The organism is Arthrobacter sp. PvP103 (genome assembly GCF_017833075.1).
In the GTDB taxonomy this organism is placed as follows: domain Bacteria; phylum Actinomycetota; class Actinomycetes; order Actinomycetales; family Micrococcaceae; genus Arthrobacter.
The window spans coordinates 2,970,305-2,989,079 of sequence record NZ_JAFIBQ010000001.1; the positions used below are offsets into that span (position 1 = coordinate 2,970,305).

General features: G+C 66.1%; 20 protein-coding genes and 1 pseudogene. 11 read left to right on the forward strand and 10 right to left on the reverse strand.

The genetic code is table 11. The annotated features are described in order from the left end of the window. Position 1: 1 nt before the first annotated feature. Positions 2-424 (forward strand): DUF3151 domain-containing protein, encoded by a 423-nt coding sequence (locus tag JOE41_RS13730; RefSeq protein ID WP_011690387.1) that lies wholly within the window; start codon positions 2-4, stop codon positions 422-424. A gap of 68 nt (positions 425-492) precedes the next feature. Here JOE41_RS13730 and JOE41_RS13735 read toward each other — a convergent pair whose 3' ends face one another. Both JOE41_RS13735 and JOE41_RS13740 read right to left on the reverse strand, forming a co-directional pair. Continuing rightward, complete coding sequence (locus tag JOE41_RS13735; RefSeq protein WP_011690388.1) at positions 493-1,125, reverse strand: uracil-DNA glycosylase; 633 nt, start codon at positions 1,123-1,125, stop codon at positions 493-495. A 219-nt stretch (positions 1,126-1,344) separates the two neighbouring features. Continuing rightward, a pseudogene (locus JOE41_RS13740) lies at positions 1,345-2,429 on the reverse strand (cobalamin-independent methionine synthase II family protein); the annotation flags it as partial. Positions 2,430-2,755: 326 nt separating this feature from the next. On the opposite strand from JOE41_RS13740, the gene JOE41_RS13745 reads away from it, so the two are divergent. Next, the gene (locus tag JOE41_RS13745) at positions 2,756-4,045 is read left to right on the forward strand and encodes an adenylosuccinate synthase (RefSeq protein ID WP_011690390.1); all 1,290 of its coding nucleotides are present in this window, start codon (positions 2,756-2,758) and stop codon (positions 4,043-4,045) included. A gap of 80 nt (positions 4,046-4,125) precedes the next feature. Here JOE41_RS13745 and JOE41_RS13750 read toward each other — a convergent pair whose 3' ends face one another. After that, entirely contained in the window at positions 4,126-4,338 is a 213-nt protein-coding gene (locus tag JOE41_RS13750; RefSeq protein ID WP_011690391.1) for a hypothetical protein, read from the reverse strand. A gap of 253 nt (positions 4,339-4,591) precedes the next feature. On the opposite strand from JOE41_RS13750, the gene JOE41_RS13755 reads away from it, so the two are divergent. Further along, on the forward strand, positions 4,592-5,053 hold the full coding sequence (locus tag JOE41_RS13755) for an Hpt domain-containing protein (RefSeq protein ID WP_011690392.1): 462 nt from the start codon (positions 4,592-4,594) through the stop codon (positions 5,051-5,053). A gap of 60 nt (positions 5,054-5,113) precedes the next feature. On the opposite strand, the gene JOE41_RS13760 is transcribed toward JOE41_RS13755, so the two are convergent. From JOE41_RS13760 to JOE41_RS13770, 3 genes are read right to left on the reverse strand one after another with little or no spacing between them, the layout of a single operon-like run. Beyond that, a complete protein-coding gene (locus tag JOE41_RS13760) occupies positions 5,114-7,345 on the reverse strand; it encodes an ABC transporter permease (RefSeq protein WP_209752671.1) in 2,232 nt (743 codons plus the stop codon). Further along, positions 7,342-8,055, reverse strand: coding sequence for an ABC transporter ATP-binding protein (locus tag JOE41_RS13765; protein WP_011690394.1), 714 nt, complete (start codon positions 8,053-8,055; stop codon positions 7,342-7,344). Before JOE41_RS13765 ends, JOE41_RS13760 begins: the two co-directional genes overlap by 4 nt. Continuing rightward, positions 8,052-8,579, reverse strand: coding sequence for a PadR family transcriptional regulator (locus JOE41_RS13770; protein ID WP_011690395.1), 528 nt, complete (start codon positions 8,577-8,579; stop codon positions 8,052-8,054). Before JOE41_RS13770 ends, JOE41_RS13765 begins: the two co-directional genes overlap by 4 nt. A gap of 463 nt (positions 8,580-9,042) precedes the next feature. Here JOE41_RS13770 and JOE41_RS13775 point away from each other — a divergent pair, with 463 nt between their 5' ends. Further along, on the forward strand, positions 9,043-9,597 hold the full coding sequence (locus JOE41_RS13775; RefSeq protein ID WP_011690396.1) for an RNA polymerase sigma factor: 555 nt from the start codon (positions 9,043-9,045) through the stop codon (positions 9,595-9,597). Next, complete coding sequence (locus tag JOE41_RS13780; RefSeq protein WP_209752672.1) at positions 9,594-10,436, forward strand: hypothetical protein; 843 nt, start codon at positions 9,594-9,596, stop codon at positions 10,434-10,436. Before JOE41_RS13775 ends, JOE41_RS13780 begins: the two co-directional genes overlap by 4 nt. Positions 10,437-10,477: 41 nt before the next feature. Here JOE41_RS13780 and JOE41_RS13785 read toward each other — a convergent pair whose 3' ends face one another. The 4 genes from JOE41_RS13785 to acs are packed head-to-tail and all read right to left on the reverse strand — an operon-like array spanning position 10,478 to position 15,705. Then, on the reverse strand, positions 10,478-10,972 hold the full coding sequence (locus JOE41_RS13785) for a CoA-binding protein (RefSeq protein ID WP_209752673.1): 495 nt from the start codon (positions 10,970-10,972) through the stop codon (positions 10,478-10,480). Then, positions 10,972-12,306, reverse strand: coding sequence for an O-acetylhomoserine aminocarboxypropyltransferase/cysteine synthase family protein (locus tag JOE41_RS13790; RefSeq protein WP_209752674.1), 1,335 nt, complete (start codon positions 12,304-12,306; stop codon positions 10,972-10,974). The genes JOE41_RS13785 and JOE41_RS13790 overlap by 1 nt, the downstream gene beginning before the upstream one ends. Then, positions 12,306-13,514, reverse strand: coding sequence for a dimethylsulfone monooxygenase SfnG (gene sfnG, locus JOE41_RS13795; protein ID WP_209752675.1), 1,209 nt, complete (start codon positions 13,512-13,514; stop codon positions 12,306-12,308). The genes JOE41_RS13790 and sfnG overlap by 1 nt, the downstream gene beginning before the upstream one ends. A gap of 10 nt (positions 13,515-13,524) precedes the next feature. Beyond that, positions 13,525-15,705, reverse strand: coding sequence for an acetate--CoA ligase (gene acs / locus JOE41_RS13800; protein WP_245200718.1), 2,181 nt, complete (start codon positions 15,703-15,705; stop codon positions 13,525-13,527). Positions 15,706-15,998: 293 nt separating this feature from the next. Between acs and JOE41_RS13805 the strand changes: the two genes are divergently transcribed. The 6 genes from JOE41_RS13805 to JOE41_RS13830 are packed head-to-tail and all read left to right on the forward strand — an operon-like array spanning position 15,999 to position 18,717. Beyond that, complete coding sequence (locus tag JOE41_RS13805; protein ID WP_011690402.1) at positions 15,999-16,424, forward strand: CoA-binding protein; 426 nt, start codon at positions 15,999-16,001, stop codon at positions 16,422-16,424. Positions 16,425-16,462: 38 nt separating this feature from the next. Further along, on the forward strand, positions 16,463-16,873 hold the full coding sequence (locus tag JOE41_RS13810) for an MmcQ/YjbR family DNA-binding protein (RefSeq protein ID WP_209752676.1): 411 nt from the start codon (positions 16,463-16,465) through the stop codon (positions 16,871-16,873). Then, on the forward strand, positions 16,870-17,415 hold the full coding sequence (locus JOE41_RS13815; protein ID WP_209752677.1) for a DUF1990 family protein: 546 nt from the start codon (positions 16,870-16,872) through the stop codon (positions 17,413-17,415). The genes JOE41_RS13810 and JOE41_RS13815 overlap by 4 nt, the downstream gene beginning before the upstream one ends. A 14-nt stretch (positions 17,416-17,429) precedes the next feature. Then, on the forward strand, positions 17,430-18,080 hold the full coding sequence (locus JOE41_RS13820; protein WP_209752678.1) for a hypothetical protein: 651 nt from the start codon (positions 17,430-17,432) through the stop codon (positions 18,078-18,080). A 4-nt stretch (positions 18,081-18,084) separates the two neighbouring features. Further along, positions 18,085-18,405, forward strand: a complete 321-nt coding sequence (locus tag JOE41_RS13825; RefSeq protein ID WP_209752679.1) for a putative quinol monooxygenase — start codon at positions 18,085-18,087, stop codon at positions 18,403-18,405. Between the two features lie 18 nt (positions 18,406-18,423). Then, a complete protein-coding gene (locus tag JOE41_RS13830) occupies positions 18,424-18,717 on the forward strand; it encodes a DUF503 domain-containing protein (protein ID WP_011690407.1) in 294 nt (97 codons plus the stop codon). The last annotated feature ends 58 nt before the right edge of the window (positions 18,718-18,775 follow it).

The following is an 18,775-nucleotide window of genomic DNA, read 5'->3' on the forward strand; positions in this document are numbered from 1 at the left end:
CATGTCCGACGAGTTCCGCAGGAACCTGATGGGCCCGGAGCCCACGCTCCTGCCCGCGGAGTCCGAGATCTACCAGCACCTGGCTCTCGGCCAGGAGGCACTGGATCTTGTGGCGAAGCACCCCACGTCCTCGCTTCTGTGGGCCATCCTGGCCGAGGAAGCCTGGAATGAGGGCCGGATTGTCGATTCCTATGCCTACGCCCGCGTTGGCTACCACCGGGGCCTGGATTCGCTGCGGCGCAACGGCTGGCGCGGCGTAGGACCCATCCCGTGGGAACACGAGCCCAACCGCGGCTTCCTGCGCGCCCTGTACGCGCTGGGCCGTGCATCGTCGGCCATCGGCGAGGCAGAGGAACCGGAGCGCATTGAGAAGTTCCTCAATGACTCCGATCCCACCGCCAAGGCGGCCATCGAAGGCACGTAACTGGGTTAACGACGGCGGCTCCCCACCTTTCCGGGTGGGGAGCCGCCGTCGTATGTGCTTCAGTGCGGTTAGTTAGCCTTGGTGAGGCCGGTGCGGGCCATGGCGTCTGCGTACACAACGTGCATTTCGTCGAGGTACTGCTGCTGGCGCGCCTCGGTTCCGGCGAAGGCGCGGCCGCTGAGTGAGCGGACCTTGTAGGTCTTCAGGCCCCGGCGCCACAGCAGCGGCACTTCGGTCTTCAGGAGCAGCTGGGCCAGGCGGTTGGCTTCGGTACCGTGGGCCACGATCACGGAGGCACGGGGAACCAGCGCGAGGAACTTCAGCAGCGGCTTGAGGCCGGCCGAAATCTGGTCCGGCGTGAACTTGCCGTTGGGTTCGCCGGGGATGTGCCACGGGTGGACGTTCCAGGGCATGACGAACTCGGGGCGCAGGCCCAGCTTCCACTGCACGCCGAGCATGCGGGTGGCAGCTTCGCTGTCGCCGGCGGTGATGAAACCGGATTCATCGGCGGTGCCGATGTTGGAGTACAGGCTGATGATGCGGCACTCGTCGACGTCGTGCATCGGGTCCACGTAGGGGACCACAGTGTCCGGCTTGAGGCTCTGGAAGGTATCGCACAGCTCATTGACAACTGCGACGTTGGGTTCGTAACGGCGGCTCAGAAGCTGCTCGCGGAAAGATTCAGTAGCCAGGGCTGTCATGTATTGCTGTGTCTCCTGCGGGATCGGTGACGCTGCCACATCGGATGCGGGCAGGCCAATTAGCGGCACGCCAGATACGGTGTGGTGTGAAAATGTGGTGAGTGGACCGATTCCTGATCGATCCTTATCAGTCTATCAAGCCCGGCGAAATGCCGGGCCGGCCGTCATCGGTAGACCCGGCATTCAGGTGCACGAGGTGAGGGAGATTACCCTAGGCCGTCACCACAGCCGCTTGGTGGCGCGGCGTGCACCTTCGCCCAGGGACTCCAGTTTGGCCACGGCAATCTGCGGGTGGACGCGGCGCCCAGCCCGCAGTCGGTGGACGCTATGACGTTCTCGCGCCCCACCAGCTCCGCGAACTTGACGATCCTGTCCGCCACCAGGTCCGGGTGCTCCACCACGTTGGTGGCGTGCGAGACGACGCCCGGGATGATGACCTTGCCTTCGGGGAGCCTGGTGTCCTCCCAGACCCGCCACTCATGTTCGTGCCGAACGTTGGCAGCTTCGAAGGAGTAGGCTCCGGCGTTGACCTGAAGCACCGAGCCGATGATGTCCGCGAAGGGGATGTCGGTGGTGTGCGGGCCGTGCCAGGAGCCCCAGCACACGTGCAGGCGGATCTGGTCCTGGGGGAGGTCCCGGAGTGCCCAGTTCGTGGCCTCGACGCGAAGCTGGATGAACTTCAGGTAGTCCGCCAGGCTCGGCTCGGGATTGATCTGGTCCCAGCTTTCAGCAAGCGAGGGATCATCCAGCTGCACGGTGAGGCCGGCGTCGATGATTGCCTTGTATTCCTCACGCATGGCGTCGGCGCAGGCATAGACGAGCTCTTCGTCGGAAGCGTAGTACTCGTTGGCCACCCGGGCGCAGGAGCCGGGGGAGAGGGACGCCACGAAACCCTCGGCCAGCCCGGCAGCGGCCAGGCCAGTCTTCAGGTTGGTGATGTCCGACGCCACCAGGTCGTGCCCTGTGTAGGTCAGGGGACCGGCGATCTTGGGCTGGGCGACGCTTTTGCGGTGCGCCAGGATCCCGGACGAGGGGTCGTTATAGGCGTCGTTGAACTTCTGCCTGTCCCGACGGTCCGGGAAGGACGTGAGCACGATATTGCCGGGCGAGGAACGGTGCACTTCGGCGTCGGCCCAGCGGTCAACGTTCGTGGGCTCCAGCCCGCCGAGCCGGGAGAAGGAATAGTTCCACCAGGCGCCGTAGTCCACGGAGCTGGCCATGGCGTGGCCGTACTCCCCGTCATTGGGGATGTCGATGCCCACGTCCTTCTGCCGCTGGACTACGTCCACCACCGAGGTTTCCAGGGTTGCTGCGGCGTCAACGATCCAGGTCTCTCGGCCGCTCGGGATGGGTCACTCTTAATTCCATTCAAGGAAGATTCCGCAACTCCCTGACCTGGGGTGAACCTGGTGTGAAGCCGCCCCGGTGAGGGGCTAAAGCGGTGCTTGCCACTCATATCGGCTAAACTTGGGTGGTAAGAGCCCCGGAACTCTTGCGTTGTGCGTGACGGCCAGTTGGCCGGACAGGTACGGCAGTGGAATTCGGGGCATTCTCATGAACGGCGTTGTACCTGGCTGGCCACTTCGGTGAACCGGCTGCGGTCCGGCCCGAACGAATGGGGGAGGATCCCATGCCAGCAATCGTGATCGTCGGAGCCCAGTGGGGCGACGAAGGCAAAGGTAAAGCCACTGACCTGCTTGGCGGCCGCGTCGACTACGTGGTCAAGCCGAACGGCGGCAACAACGCCGGGCACACCGTCGTCGTGGGCGGTGAGAAGTATGAGCTCAAGCTCCTTCCTGCCGGCATCCTGAGCCCGAACGCGGTTCCGATCATCGGCAACGGCTGCGTGGTGAACCTCGAAGCACTGTTCCAGGAAATTGACGGCTTGGAGGCCCGCGGTGCGGACACCTCCAAGCTCCGCGTCTCCGCCAACGCCCACCTTGTGGCGCCCTACCACCAGGTGCTGGACAAGGTCACCGAGCGCTTCCTCGGCAGCCGTGCCATCGGCACCACCGGCCGCGGCATCGGCCCGGCCTATATGGACAAGGTGGCCCGCCTGGGCATCCGCGTGCAGGACGTTTTCGACGCTTCGATCCTGCGCCAGAAGGTCGAAGGATCGCTGCGCCAGAAAAACGAACTCCTCGTCAAGGTGTACAACCGCCGCGACATCGAGGTGGACGAGATCGTGGACTACTTCCTGTCCTTCGCCGAGCGTCTCCGCCCGCTGGTCATCGACAGCACCTATGTCCTGAACACGGCACTGGACGAGGGCAAGGTGGTCCTTATGGAGGGCGGCCAGGCCACCTTCCTGGACGTGGACCACGGCACGTACCCGTTCGTGACTTCCTCCAACCCGACTGCCGGCGGCGCGTCGGTGGGTTCTGGCATCGGCCCCACCCGCATCTCGCGCTCCATAGGCATCATCAAGGCCTACACCACGCGAGTGGGCGCCGGACCGTTCCCCACGGAACTCTTCGATGAGATGGGCATGTACCTGCAGAAGACCGGCGGCGAGTTTGGCGTCAACACAGGCCGCCCCCGCCGCTGCGGCTGGTACGACGCCGTGCTGGCGCGCCACGCCTCACGCGTCAACGGCTTCACGGACTACTTCGTCACCAAGCTGGACGTGCTGACCGGCATCGAGCAGATCCCGGTCTGCGTGGCCTACGACGTGGACGGCGTGCGGCACGACGAAATGCCCATGACCCAGACCGAGTTCCACCACGCCAAGCCGATCTTCGAGTACTTCGAGGGCTGGACCGAGGACATCACCGGCGCGCGCACCCTGGAGGACCTCCCGGAGAACGCCAAGAACTACGTGCTGGCCCTCGAGAAGCTGTCCGGCACGCGGTTCTCGGCGATCGGCGTCGGCCCGGACCGTGACCAGACCATCGTGGTCAACGATTTGATCAACGACTAACGGTTCAGGACTGACGGGCACGTACTGACGTTCGACGACGGCGGCGGCTCACCTTGAAAGGTGGGCCGCCGCCGTCGCGGTTAATGCTGAATGGATACCGTCTGGTCGGGGGACTGCCTGCTGCGGGTCTGCAGCAGGTGCTGCTGCAGTTTCGCCTCGGCATCGCGGCGGCGGCGGGCCTGCTCGCGCATGGCCCGCGTTGCGGCGGAACCCTGGGAATTGATCAGCCCGGTTACATGTTTGGGGGTCGCTGCCGGACCGGCGGCAGGGACGGCCATCACTTCCTCGCTCATGCCCGTATCCTCACATTCCTGCCTGCCGCACGTAACCCCCGCGGGCGGAGCGTTACAGGATCGGGATCTGCACGGCGGCCGTGGCGTCGGTACGTAGTGGTGCGCATGAGACAGGTGATAGCGGGTGTGATTCGGGTACCGGCCACTCGTGACCGGTCGGTCAGCCCTCCCTATGTTGGATCCACCGGCACTGCGCTGGGAGTAGGGCTCCCACAGGCAAGTCGTCGGCCGCTAACGGGAGGGGATGGGCGTCATGGGTCTCAGCTTGAAGTCAGGTAAGAACAAAACCGGTCCGGAGCCAGGGCTGCCGGAGCGGACCGCAGCACTCGAACAGGGGCCGCGTCGGTACCGTGCCCGGATCAACCGGGCCCCGGTCCTCGACCCCACGCGGGTGCAGGAGCTCGCCGGGAACATCCACGCCCAAAGCCGGCTTCTTGAATTCCTTAACCTTTTCCTGGTCCTGCTGCCCTCCAGGGTCAACAATGTGGCAGGTGCCTTGGCCAGCGGAGACCCTCAGGCCGCGAGCGCGGCCGCCCAGAGCCTTGCATCGTCCGCCGCGATGGCCGGAGCAGCCCGGCTGGAACTCGTTGCCCTGCTCGTCGACAGCGATCTCCGCATTGGTCGGATGGACCGGGCCCGCGAGACCGGCCGGCGCCTTGGACCTGACGCCGCCGAGCTGGCATCAGCCCTGTCCCGGCTGCTGACAGGCCGCTGACGGGCCGCTGGCAGCAATCCGGAGATGCCCGGAATGCTGGTGCTGCCCACGCAGCGGACCCTATTCGAAGCGTGTGGCCGTCACCGCTGTGTTGCCGCGGATGAGGCTGAATGTCGCGATGACCGCTCCGAGGGCCAGGACCAGGCTGAGGCCCAAGGCCAGGAAATACTCGGGCGCAGGCCAGGTCACCCGGTACGTGTCGTCAATGAAGGCCACCATGAGCCAGGCCACGAGGAACCCCAGGCCGACCGAGAGAAGCACCACGGTCAGGAGCGGGACGGCCGCCTCACGCGTGATGATCCGGCGCAGGACCGAGACGGGCATCCCCATCAGCCGCATCAGGCCGAGGACTCTCTTCCGGTCCAGGATGGCGGAGGCGGTGGCGACGGCCAGGGACAGCCCGGCTATGGCGATTGCGACAAACATGCCGAGGTAGGCGAGCGCCGCCAGGCCCTGGATCAGGCGCGTGGAGGACTGCAGCTGGAGGTCCAGCCGGGCAGTGGCCGGGATGGCCGTGACGGCTGAACCGTTCAATGCCGTGCGGGCGCGGTCCATGGCTTCGGGGGTCCCGTCGGTGCCGAGCACAATCACCACCGGGATTAGTCCATCCAGGTTGGCGGCCGGCGCCGGGGTCAGTGCCACTGGCTGCGTCGTCCAGTACTGGAGGAACGACGTATCGACGGCGACTGTTTCTGTTGCCGGGATGTCCTCGAACCCAAGGCCGGGAGCGTCCGCGGCGCGAAGGTAGATTTCCGGGCCGGCATCCCGTTCGGAGAGGGCTGCCGGACCGTAGCCGATGGTGGCGTTCCGGATTCCCGGCAGTTCCCCGGCTGCGCGGACGGCGTCCGCGACCTGGTCAGGGGTGTGTCCGGCGGCCACGGTCGCGTGGAGGCTGGTGGGCTGGAGGAGGCCGGGCCGGGCAGGAGGCGCCTGCGTTGATTCGACGATGCTGGATCCTCCGGCGAACACGGACACGACGAACACGGCGATCACCAGCCCGGATACGGAACGGAAAGTCGCCACCGGAGTCTTTTGGATCCGGCTGGCGGCAATGACTCCCGCAGCGCTCCGTGCCCGGCGCAGCCCCAGCCGGCTCACCAGCCGGGTAAGCCACGGGCCGATGACCACGATGCCGACGAGGACCAGCACGAAGCCGCCGATAAGGAGCGGGGACTCCAACCACGGCAGCCGGACCGCCATGACCCGGATCATCAGTACAGCCGTGATCATGGCGGCCAGGCCGGCCAGCAAGGGAACGCTCCGCCATATGGTGGGGGTCTTTTCGTGCACAGCCCTCGTCACGCCCAAGGGGCCGATGCCTGCATGGGCAGTGCGGTGCGCGGCGACGAGCGCCGAGGCGGTGACCACCACGGCGACGACGGCGGCGGTCGCCGCCCAGCCGGTGGTCAGGTCCGCGGCGAACATCCTGCTGCCGTTGACCGGTATCTGTGCGGCAGCCGGCCGCAGGACGGCGGCCAGCACGACGCCGAGGACTGCCCCGATGAGGCTGGGGACAGCGGTTTCGACGGCGGCGATCCGTGAGATTGCCTGCGGGGAAGCGCCAATGAGTCGCAGGGTCGCGAACCGTTCCCGGCGCTGGGCAGCACCCAGGCCGGTGACAATGCTGATCAGGAGCAGAACAGGGAAGAACACCGCGATGGCCCCGATGGATAGCACGGTGTTGTAAGCGGCCGCGCTGCCACCGTAGGGGTTGGTCGTGAAGTCTGACACCAGGAAAGCCCTGCCGTTCTGGCGGAGGTCGGCTTCCGCTGCTCCCGTGACGATGACCAGGGAATCAGGTCCCGGCAAGGCAGCATCGTCGATCGTGCCGGCGAACGTCCCGAAACGGTCGCCAAGCTCGTCCCGGGGAGTTGACTCGATCAGACGCTGCAGTGCCGGGGATGCAAAGTAGCTCCCCGGTTCCGGAGGGCTGCCGATGCCGGGGATCTTGACGGTGGTCGCCTCGAGGGCCGCGACGTCGCGGCGGTTGATCAGCCGGTCGCGGAAGACCTCCGCCGCGTTCGCCTCCATAAGCACCGTGTCCGCGGTCAGCGGCACCGGCGTCGCGGGCGCCGAAGCGGTCGGATCGTCCGTCAGGGGAGCGGCCACGGAAGGCAGGCCGGTTTCGCGCAGCCAGGCGCCGCGGTCATCACGTGCGCTCAGCCCGTTGGCGCCGCCCCAGAGCAACAGCAGCAGGCAGACTCCGACGGCGACCCCTCCGGCGATTCCGGCGACCCTGCCGTAGGCGGACCGGCTGCCGACGACTGCCAGTTTGAGCAATCCGGGATTCACGCCGTCACCCGGTATCCCGCACCGATACCGCCGTCCCGCACGATGACCTCCCGGTCCGCATAAGCGGCGGTACGGGCATCGTGGGTGATCATCACCACGGTGGTGCCCGCTTCACGGACAAGCTCGAGCATAAGAGTCAGCACGTTTTCGGAAGCGAGGGAATCCAGCGAACCCGTGGGCTCATCGGCGAACAACACGGCAGGGGATGTCACCATGGCGCGGGCAACGGCGACGCGCTGGGCCTGGCCTCCGGACAGCTCGCCGGGCAGCCTGGCGGCCATCCCGTCCAGGCCGAGGCGCTCCAGCAGTTCCGTGGACCGGCGCAGCGCCTCCGGCCGCCGGGTCCCGGCCAGCAGGAGCGGGAGGCTGACGTTGTCCGCCGCAGTGAGCTCCGGCAGCAGCTGGCCGAACTGAAACACGAACCCGAAATCGGTCAGCCGCAGCCGGGTCCGTTTCGGCTCCCCGAGGGCGCTGGTCTCCATCGGTGACCGACCGGAGGGACGGTAGGTCACCGAACCGCCGTCGGGGACAAGGACACCGGCCAGGCAGTGCAGCAGCGTGGATTTGCCGGACCCTGAGGGGCCCATGACGGCGAGCACTTCGCCGCGCTGGACGTCGAGGTCGATTCCGCGTAGGGCCTTGGTCTGCCCGAAGGAGTGGTGCAGGCCGCGGGCACTGAGAATAGGTGACGCGGTGCCAGTCGTGCTCATGTGCTCTGGAGCTCCTTCTTGAGTTGGGCCAGGCGGGCGCCCGTGAGGTCGATCCAGCGCAGATCGGCTTCGATGTGGAACAGGCCGTGGTCGCACATCAGGACCTGAAGCAGGTCCGCGTCCTTTTTCAGGCGGGTCAGCTCACGCATGCGGGCCATGTGTTCGCTGCGCTGCACATCGAGCAGCCGGTCGGCGTCGTCTTCGAGCAGTAAGGCGATCACGGTCTTGGCAAACAGGTTGCTTTGGAGGGACTCCGAGGGAACGTCGGGCGTGAACAGCCACTCGTGCACCTTGACCTGGCCGGCGGCAGTGATTTCGTACTTCTTCCGGTCCGGTCCGGCGCCAGTCTCCCCGCCCAGGGCGTTGATCAGTTCGTCGCGAACCATGCGGGCGAGGGTGGAATACACCTGCCCAAAGGCCAGGGCCTTCCCGGTTCCGAAGTAGCGGTCGTAGGAATGCTTGAGATCGTAGCCGTAGCTGGGCTGGCGGCTGAGGAGGCCCAGCAACGTGAGGGATTTGTTCACACGTCCATCTATACACTGAGTGTATACCTGAATGCCAGCATCCGATGAGGCAGTTCCGGCCGTGTCGCAGGCGGGCTAGTCCGCGCCTGATCCGGCGCCCGAACGGGGCCCGAACGGGGGCTGAAAACTCTTTTGAAAGTTTTTTTGATTCCGCGTAACCCTGGCGGCCCCCGTGACGATTACCACTATGAAAGCGCCGGGTTCGAAGTTGTCCCCCATCAGGTTCGTACCCGGCGCTTGACTGCAAATAGAGAGCCGGGCTGGAACTGCCCCCCATCATGTTCCAGCCCGGCCCTTTTTTGTCCGAAGCCGGTTCAGCAGCAAGCCGGCCCAGGAGTGCGCGGTTTCCGGCGGTTTTCCTTGGGTTACCCGGGGTAAAGTTACGGAGCGGGACACAGCCCGGCCGCCACATCATGGCCATACAATGATGTAGCCATCTCCCTTGAACGAAAGCCATCCGTCCGTGACCGAAGCACTGACCGACGCCTCATTGATGGCCCTCAAGGGGCGCGATGGCGAGTTGTTCAACCTGGTCTATCGGAGTTATGCGTCGCAGGTACTGGGATACCTGACCGCCCGGGGCGTCGAGGACCCGGAGGCCACCATGCAGGACGTCTTCCTGGCGGTCCTGCCCCGGATAGCCACAATCAGCGGCGGTGCCAGCGGGCTTAGGACGTTCCTGTTCTCGGTGGCCCATGCGCGGATGGTTGACGATCACCGAAGGCAAAGCCGGACGCCCCCGAAGCAGCCTTTCGAACCCGATCTTGACCGGCGGGAAGCCGCCTCGGCTGAAGCCGGGGCAATGCTGCTGGTGGCGCCGGGGGAGGTGCTGGAACTGCTTGACGTGCTGGGAGAGGACCAGAAGGAGGTCCTGACCCTCCGGATCATCGCAGATCTCACCGTTGAGCAAGTGGCCGAAATCATGGGGAAAAGCGCCGGAGCCGTAAAACAGCTTCAGCGACGTGCTTTGGACAGACTCCGTGAACATTCGGCCGTAAAGGACTACGTGGCGCCATGACAAACCGGGATGAGGTTTCTGCCGGGACCGTTGACAGGCTTCTGCTCGACAGTGGCCACACGGACCTGCCCGATCTGAGGGCCGCTCTCTTGTCCATAGCCTCGCTGGCGCAGATGCAGGTTCCCGCTCCGGGCCCGGAGCTCGCCGCCATGCTGGCCGGACCCCGGGATGAACTGACCCGGAAGCGGTGGCTGCGCCGGCACCGCCCCACGGTGGTGGGCCTTGCAGTCCTGACCGGCATGGGCCTCGGCGTCAGCGGTGTTGCCGCAACCAGCCAGGGAGCAGCCGAGGGCTCAGGGCGCTGGTCCATCCAAGAGCTGACGACGGACTGGGCCCCGGACTGGAAGCTTCCCGTCGGACCGGGTGCGTCGAACAAGGGCGGGCCCATGGCGTGGAAGTCGCCGCTCTTCCTGCAGCTTGACCAGGCGGCTCCGCCAGGTGCAGTCGAGCCCGTAGACCCGGTGACACCGTCCGAAGGCCGAGAGCCCTCGGACAACGAGGTGCCGGCGACAGCCCCCGGTTCGCCGGCATCTCCGGCCGCCAAAGCTCCCGGCAGGGCTCCCGGGGCCGATGCCGCCAACGGCCAGGCCGGGAAGCCGGGCGGCGGGACGCCCGGCGGCAACGGGGGCGATGCCGCCTCGGAGGAACATTCCAGGCCGGTCGCCCCGCAAAAGACCGGCGCGCCCGCCGAAAAGGCCGCCAGCGAGCCGGAAGCAGACAGCATGGGGCATCACAGCGGCAAACCTCAGAAGGACGAATCCAGGGCGGTCTCAGTGGACTCGGCGCTGGGTTCCGCCGTCGAACCTGTCAACCGCTGGCTGAAGAAGTTCCGGCCGTAGCCCTGGCCGCCGCACCCTGCGTTCGGGCTCAGCAGGCTTGGCTAAGCCAGAACCTGCCGCTTGGAGGAGATGACACCGGTGTCGAAGCCGGCAAGGTGGAGTCCGCCGTGGAAGCGGGCGTGCTCGATCTTGACGCACCGGTCCATCACGACGTCGAGACCGGCGGCTTCCGCTTCCTTGGCGACGTCCTCATGCCACGAGCCCAGCTGCAGCCACAGCGTCTTGGCGCCGGCCGCGATGGCCTCATCCAGGACGCCGGGCAGGTCATCGTGCTTGCGGAACACGTCTACGATGTCGGGGCTCTCCGGGAGGTCCGCCAGCGACGCATAGGTGGGCTGCCCCAGGATTTCCTTGACTACCGGGTTGACGAAGTACACCTTGTAGCGGGTGGAGGACTGCAGGTAGGTCGCCACGAAGTAACTGGCCCGCGAGGGCTTGTCCGAGGCGCCCACAATCGCGATGGACTTCGCCTGCCGGAGCAGGTTCAGGCGATCAGGCGCTGAGGGGCCTTCCCAAGTGCGGTCTTCGACAGTCATCAGTTCGCTCCGATCGCGCAGGTGTCGGCCTCGACAAGCCCGACCACCGGTGTAGACGCAGCGTCCAGCGCCTGGTCGAGGTCCCAGAGGATGTCCTCGAGGTCCTCGAGCCCGATCGAAATCCGCACCAGGTCTTCCGGTACTCCCGCAGACTCAAGCTGGGCCGGGCTCAGCTGCTGGTGGGTGGTGGAGCCGGGGTGGATCACGAGAGTACGGGAGTCGCCGACGTTGGCCAGGTGCGAGGCCAGCTGGAGTGCCTCGATGAATTTCTGCCCGGCTGCGCGGCCGCCCTTGACACCGAAGGAGAATACCGAGCCTGGACCCAGGGGCAGGTACTTCTGCGCCCGCTCGAAGTGCGGGTGCGACGGCAATCCGGAGAAGTTGACGTACGCCACGCGCTCGTCCGCTTCGAGCCATTCGGCCACGGCCTGGGCGTTCTTCAGGTGCTCGTCGAGGCGCTGCGGAAGGGTTTCCACGCCCTGCAGCAGCTGGAACGCGGACTGCGGAGAGAGTGCGGGGCCGATATCCCGCAGCTGCTCGCAGCGGAGCTTGGTCAGGAAGCCATACTCACCGAAGTTGCCCCACCAGGAGACGTTGCCGTAGGAGGCCACGGGCTCGGTCATGGTGGGGAACTTGCCGTTGCCCCAGTTGAACCGGCCGCTCTCGACGATCACGCCGCCGAGGGTGGTGCCGTGTCCGCCGAGGAACTTGGTGGCGGAGTGGATGACGATGTCCGCCCCGTGCTCGATCGGCCGCACCAGGTACGGCGTGCTCAAGGTGGCGTCGACGACCAACGGAATGCCGGCGTCGCGCGCCACCTTTGCCAGCCCCTCAAGGTCCTGGACTTCCGACGACGGGTTGGCCACCACCTCGACGAAGATCGCCTTGGTGTTCTCCCGGACCGCGGCGGCGTAGTCCGCCGGGTCGGTGCCGGGGACGAACGTGGTGTCCACCCCGAAGCGGCGCAACGTGACGTCGAGCTGGGTGACCGTCCCGCCGTACAGCTGGGAGGCCGCCACGATGTGGTCGCCTGCCTGGGTGAGCGCGGCAAAGGTGATGAACTCCGCGGCCATGCCCGACGACGTCGCAACGGCTCCGATGCCGCCCTCCAGGGAGGCAATGCGCTCTTCGAACGCTGCCACCGTGGGGTTGCCGATCCGGGAGTAGATGTTGCCGTACTTCTGCAGGGCGAAGAGGTTGGCGGCGTCCTGGGTGTCCTTGAAGACGAAGGACGTCGTCTGGTAGATCGGGACGGCCCGCGCGCCGTGCTCGGCGTCGGGTGTGCCGCCGGCGTGCAGGGCGCGGGTGCGGAAGCCGAACTTGCGGTCCGCCATTACGCGTTCACCAGCCCGGTGGTTGAGCTCGCCGAAGCCACGGGGGTGCCGGACAGGTCCAGTTCGGTGCCGTTCCTGCGGGCGAGGTCAGCCTCGAGTTCGCGGACGATCGGCAGGATGTCCTGGCCGAACGCGGCGACTTCCTCCTGGAAGTGCAGGTAGCCGGTAAGGAACAGGTTGACGCCGATCTTCTTGTACTCCACGATCCGCTCGGCGATCTGTTCCGGGGTGCCGATCAGCTGGGTCTTGAAGCCGTCGTTGTACTGGACCAGGTCCTCGAAGCTTGAGTCGGCCCACATGCCCTTGCCGTCCTTGGTGGAAGGACCGGCTTCCTGGACCGCGGCCCGGAACCCCTCGACGGCGGGCTTGTGCGCTTTCTCCACGATTTCGCGGAGGGTGTCGCGGGCTTCCTTTTCGGAGTCGCGGGCAATGACGAAGCCGTTGAGGCCAAACCGCGGGGCCGGGAGCGAGCCGTCGGTGCCTCGCAGCGTCTCCCCGGAAGCGGCCACCACACCCGCGATGTTCTCCTTGAAGCCTTCCAGGTCCTTGCCGTTGGAAAAGTACCAGTCGGCCACTCGGCCGGCGGTGGCCTGGGCCGCGGTGGAGTTGCCACCGAAGAAGATCTCCGGGTGTGCGCGGCCCGGTACGTCCACCGGGGCCGGGTTCAGGGTGAAGTCGGTGATGTTGTAGTACTTGCCGGACTGGCTGTACTCCTGCTCGGTCCACAGGCCCCGCAGGACCTTGATGAATTCCTCGGTTCGCACGTAGCGTTCGTCGTGTTCCAGCCACTCCAGGCCGAAGTTGGTGAACTCGTTCTTGAGCCAGCCGGAGACGATGTTGACGGCGGCACGGCCGTTGGAGATGTGGTCCGCGGTGATGATGTACTTGGCCAGCACGCCTGGGTGCCACATGCCGGGGTGGACGGCCGAAATGACCTTCAGCCGCTCCGTGGCCGCCAGCAGGGCCAGGCTGAAGGAGGTCGCCTCGTGCTGCTTGTCAGCGCCATAGGACGCGGCGTACCGGGTCTGCGTCAGGGCGTACTCGAAGCCGGAGTCCTCTGCGATCCGGGCCAGCTTCTTGTTGTAGTCGAAGTCCCAGCTGGTCCGCTGCTCGATGGTGGAGACCACCAGGCCGCCGGAAACGTTCGGCACCCAGTAGGCGAACTTGAGTGGTTCGGAAAGACGGGCAACGCTGCTGATGTCGTTCATGATTGTTCCTTTACTTCTGTCCGTTGAGGGGAGACTGCTTCTGCCCAATGAGGGAGGCGGCGTAGCCGGCCAGGGCTTCCTGGATGCCGGCTATCGCCGGCTCGTTCTGGAGTGAAGTGGTGTCGCCGAGGGTGGTTCCCTCGAAAAGCTGGGTGAGCAGGCGGCGCATGATCTTGCCACTGCGGGTCTTGGGTACGTCAGGCACGACGACGACGTCGCGCGGCTTGGCGATCGGCCCGATCTCCCTCGCGACGTGGTCTCGGAGTTCGGTGGCAACCTCCGCCGAAACCCCGCCCTTCAGCACAACGAACGCGACGATCGCGTGGCCGGTCTTCGGATCAGTCACCGGACAGACGCCGGCTTCCACCACGTCCGGGTGGGAGACGAGGGCTGATTCGATTTCGATGGTGGACAGCAGGTGGCCGGAGACGTTGAGGGTGTCATCCACCCGCCCCAGGATCCAGATGTCGCCGTCGTCGTCGTATTTGGCGCCGTCGCCGGCAAGGAACCAGCCCTGCTCCGCATACTTGCGCCAGTACGAATCGAAGTACCGCTGCGGGTTGCCCCAGACGGTGCGGGCAATCGCGGGTCCGGGGGAGTCAACCACGATGAATCCCTGGACGCCCGGCGGGACGGTGTTGCCGGCGTCGTCGACGATCCGGGTGCTGACGCCCGGCAGCGGGCGCGCCGCGCAGCCCGGCTTGAACTCGGTATCCGTCGGGGCGGGGGAGAGGATGGTGGCGCCGGTCTCGGACTGCCACCAGGTGTCCACCACCGGTGCGGTGCCTGCGCCGATGTTCTGCCGAAGCCAGCGCCAGGCTTCCGGGTTGACGGCTTCGCCCACGGTGCCGAGCATCCGGATGGAGGAGAGATCGTAGCTGCCCGGGACGCCGTCCGGGAACCAGCCCATGAACGAGCGGACCAGGGTGGGCGCGGTGTAGTACTGCGTCACGCCGTACCGTTCGATGATCTCGAAGTGCCGGCCCGGATGCGGCGTGTTCGGCGTGCCTTCGAAGATCACCTGGGTGGCGCCGTTGGAGAGCGGCCCGTAGATCTCGTAGGTGTGGGCGGTGACCCAGGCCAGGTCCGCGGTGCACCAGTGGACGTCCTGGTCCCGGAGTGCCGGGTCCGGGTTGCTGAAGAGGTGCTCGAAGCTCCACGATGCCTGCGTCAGGTAGCCGCCGGAAGTGTGCACCAGGCCCTTGGGCTTACCGGTGGTCCCGGAGGTGTACATGATGAAGAGGGGAGTCTCGGCGTCGAACGCTTCCGGTTCGTGCACCTCGGAGGCCTGCCCGACGGCGTCGTGCCACCAGACGTCGCGGCCTTCAGCCATGGGGACCGTCGCCAGCTGGTCCGCAGGAGTGGTGCGGTTGACCACCAGCACGTGTTCGATGGCGTTGTCCCCGGCAACAGCGGCATCCGCATTGTCCTTGACCGGCACTGCCACGCCGCGGCGGAACTGGCCGTCCGTGGTGACCAGGAGCTTGGCACGGGTGTCCTCCACGCGGAACTTCAGAGCCTCGGCGGAGAACCCGCCGAACACGAGGGAATGGATGGCGCCGATGCGCGCCACAGCGAGGGTGATGATGACGGTTTCGGGGATGACCGGGAGGTAGATGACCACACGGTCGCCCTTGGTGATGCCGAGCGCGAGGAGCGCATTGGCGGCCTTGGACACTTCCCGCTGAAGCTCGGCATAGGTGATGGCGCGGCGGTCGCCGGGTTCGCCTTCGAAGTGGAGTGCCACCTTGTCGCCGCGGCCGGCGGCAACATGGCGGTCCACGCAGTTGTAGGCGACGTTGAGCCTGCCGCCCTCGAACCAGGTGATTTCCGGTCCGGTGCCGGTTTCCACGTCTGCCGGAACGCGCCGGTGCGCGGTATGCCAGGGCTTGCCGCCATTGTTTCCAGTGGGTGCTCCGCCGGACGGTTCCGCCCAGTCGAGGCGGAGGGCCTGTTCCTCCCAGAAAGCAACGTTGGTGATACTGCGGTGACGCGCCGGTCCGTCAGTGGGGACGCCGTGCACTGCGTCGTCCGTGGGCTCGGTCAGGGACCATCCCGAAGAGCCGCGAGAGGAGCCGGGCGCGTCACGCAGCCCTGCTTCGTTCGCCGTCGCGTCCGAAGTGGTTTGTGGGGTTGCCTCGGACGGAATCCGGGCAAGGGTGGGCAGGGCAGAAGAACTTTCAGGGGTCATTACAGCACTCCATCGGTCCTGGCAGTAGCACCCCTTGTTCCAAATGGTTCCTCGAAAGAGGGGGAACAGCTCCGTGGGAATGGTCGTCTCACGTCACCGGGGGTTGCTGCGGCTTCATCGATCCAGGTCTCTCGGCCGCTCGGGATGGTCACTACCAACTAGAACCGAAATGCACGATTTCACAAAATCCGGGCGTTGAGCGCTGTCATATTCGGTCATCACCAGGGTATGCGCGGATCTTCATTCACTTATTCGGAAATCGACCTGAAAGTCCGCAGGAGTAAGGTTGATGCATGTCCCACGTTAACGATCCGGCAGTCATTGACCGACTCATGCGAACCAAAGGCACATGGGCAATCGTCGGCCTGACCACCAATGAATGGCGCTCGGCGTACGACGTCTCCCTGTACATCCGGGACCGGATGGGCATGGAAATCATTCCGGTCAACCTCCCCGGCGATGACGTTCACGGCGAGAAGGGATACCGCTCCCTGGCGGACATACCCGCGGAAAAGCACCCGATCGACGTCGTGGACTGTTTTGTGAACTCCCACAGGGTGGGGGCCGTCATAGACCAGGCCATCGCGGTGGGCGCTAAGGCGGTGTGGCTGCAGCTCGGCGTATTCGACGACGCCGCGGTGGAGCGTGCCAAGGCCGCCGGATTGGACGTGGTGGTCAACTCGTGCCCCGCCCGCGAAGGCTGGCGCGTGGGCATCTAGCCGCTGCGGGAAGCCGTGCAGCCGGATAGGCTCGTGCCATGGACGTTGACACCCTCCGGGAGATCTGCCTGAGCTTTCCCGGCGCCTTCGAAGACTTTCCATTCGGTCCGGAAACCTCCGTCTTTAAGGTGCGGGCAGCCGTGGCGGGCGGTTCGCGGCAGGATGCCAAGATGTTCGCCGCGTCCGCGATGGATCCGGCTGACTGGTCCGTGAGCCTCAAGTGCGAGCCCGCCCTGGCCGAACAGCTCCGGGCCATTCATCCGGAAATCACCGGCGCCTGGCACATGAACAAGACGCACTGGAACGGGGTCCGGCTGGACGGATCGCTGCCGGATGACATGATCCGGGACATGGTGGAGGACTCCTACGACCTGGTGGTGGCCACAATGAGCCGGAAGCAGCGCGAACAGCTGGAATGGGCCGGGCTCGCCCGGGGTGAAGGCGCATGAAGAGCCGCGTCGCCCGGGGCAGCCTCAATTACCCGGGGATTGGTTCCACCGAACACGGCCGGACGCCGGATGGGACCCCCTGCGTGGTGACCCAGGCCTACCTCGGCGAGGGGCCTGCGCTTTACCGGCGGGTCGCCCACGGGATCCTGGCCTGGCAGCTGCAGAAACGGTCCGGGCTGCGGGTCCGCGCCGACTCCGACTTCGTGGTGCCCGGCGCCCGCGTGGTGAGCGGATTCGGCGTCGGACCTTTCCGGATCAGCGCGCCCTGCGAGGTGGTATGGGTACGCAGGCCGGTGCCCGGCGACGGGCCGCAAAGCGCGGGTTTCGGTTACGGGACCCTGCCCGGCCATCCGGTGCGGGGCGAGGAAGCCTTTGAAGTGGAGATGGACAGCCAGGGGCGCGTGTTCCTCAAGATCACTGCCTTCAGCCGGCCCGCCAACTGGTTTTACGCGGCCGGAAGCGCCGTGGCAGCACGTGCACAAAGGCACGTCACTTCCCGATACATTGGGAGTGCGCACGAACTGGCCGCAGGTGAAAGCTGATCAGGAGCAGGTGGATGCTGGAACAGAAAACCCTTGACGAATTGTGGAACTTCGACGACCCCGCCGGATCGGAAGCCCGTTTCCGGACGGCGGCCGCAGACGATAACTACGACGCCGACGAACAGGCCGAGTTTGCCACCCAGGTGGGCCGGGCCATCGGGCTGCAGGGCCGCTACGAGGAAGCCGACGCACTCCTGGACGCGATCGACGCTGACGAGCCCACTGTCGCCGTCCGTGTGCTCCTGGAGCGGGGACGCCTGCTGAACTCCAGCGGGCACGCCGCGATGGCCATGCCGCTGTTTGAACAAGCCGCCGAACTGGCGGACCACCTCAGTGAGGAATTCCTGGCCGTCGACGCGCTGCACATGCTGGCGATCGCGGATCCTGAGCATGCCGAGTCCTGGACCCGCAGCGCCCTGGAGTATGCTTCCACGGTGCACGATCCGCGGACCAGGCGCTGGATGGTCTCGCTGCACAACAACCTGGGTTGGACGCTGCACCAGGGCGGGCGCTTTACCGAGGCCCTGGTTGAGTTTCAGCTTGCCGAACAGTGGGCGGAGCGCGTCGGCACACCCCAGCAGCAGGAATGGGCCCGTGAGGCGATCGAGGAGTGCCAGCATTCCCTCGCCGCCGGCCGAGCCGTAGAAAAACAACGAAAGGCATAACCCCGTGATCTTCATTGTCGTCAAGTTCAAGGTCAAGCCGGACTGGTCGGAGAAGTGGCTGGGCCTGGTGGAAGACTTCACCCAGGCGACGCGTCAGGAGCCCGGCAACCTGTGGTTCGACTGGTCCCGCAGCGTGGAGGATCCCACCGAGTTTGTCCTCGTGGAAGCGTTCAAGGACGATGCCGCCGGTGACCACGTCAACAGCGCGCACTTCCAGAAGGCCATGGCGGACATGCCGCAGGCACTCGCTGAGACGCCGCGCATCATCAGCCGCCAGCTCGACGGCGATGGCTGGGACCGCATGGGCGAACTCACCATCGCCTAGCCCGGGAAGGACCGCCCCATGTGGATCGGATGGATTGAGTTCGACATTCTCCTGGGCGACGTTCACAGCCTCAAGGAGAAGCGTTCCGTGGTGCGGCCGCTGCTGGCGGAGCTGAAGCGCCGCTTTGAGGTTTCCGTGGCCGAGGTAGGGGACCACGAACAGTACCGGCGCACGCAGCTTGGCGCCGGGCTGGTTGCCGCCGACCGGGCGCACCTCGTGGAGGTGCTCACCGCCGTCGAACGCTTCGTCGCCAACCGCCCCGAGCTGGAACTCCTTAGCGCCCGGCAACGGGAGCTTCGCAGCGACGACTGACCCCGCCGTTAAGCGCGAACGGACACTTGAGGCCTCCCGGAAGGGAGCTCAGGTGTCC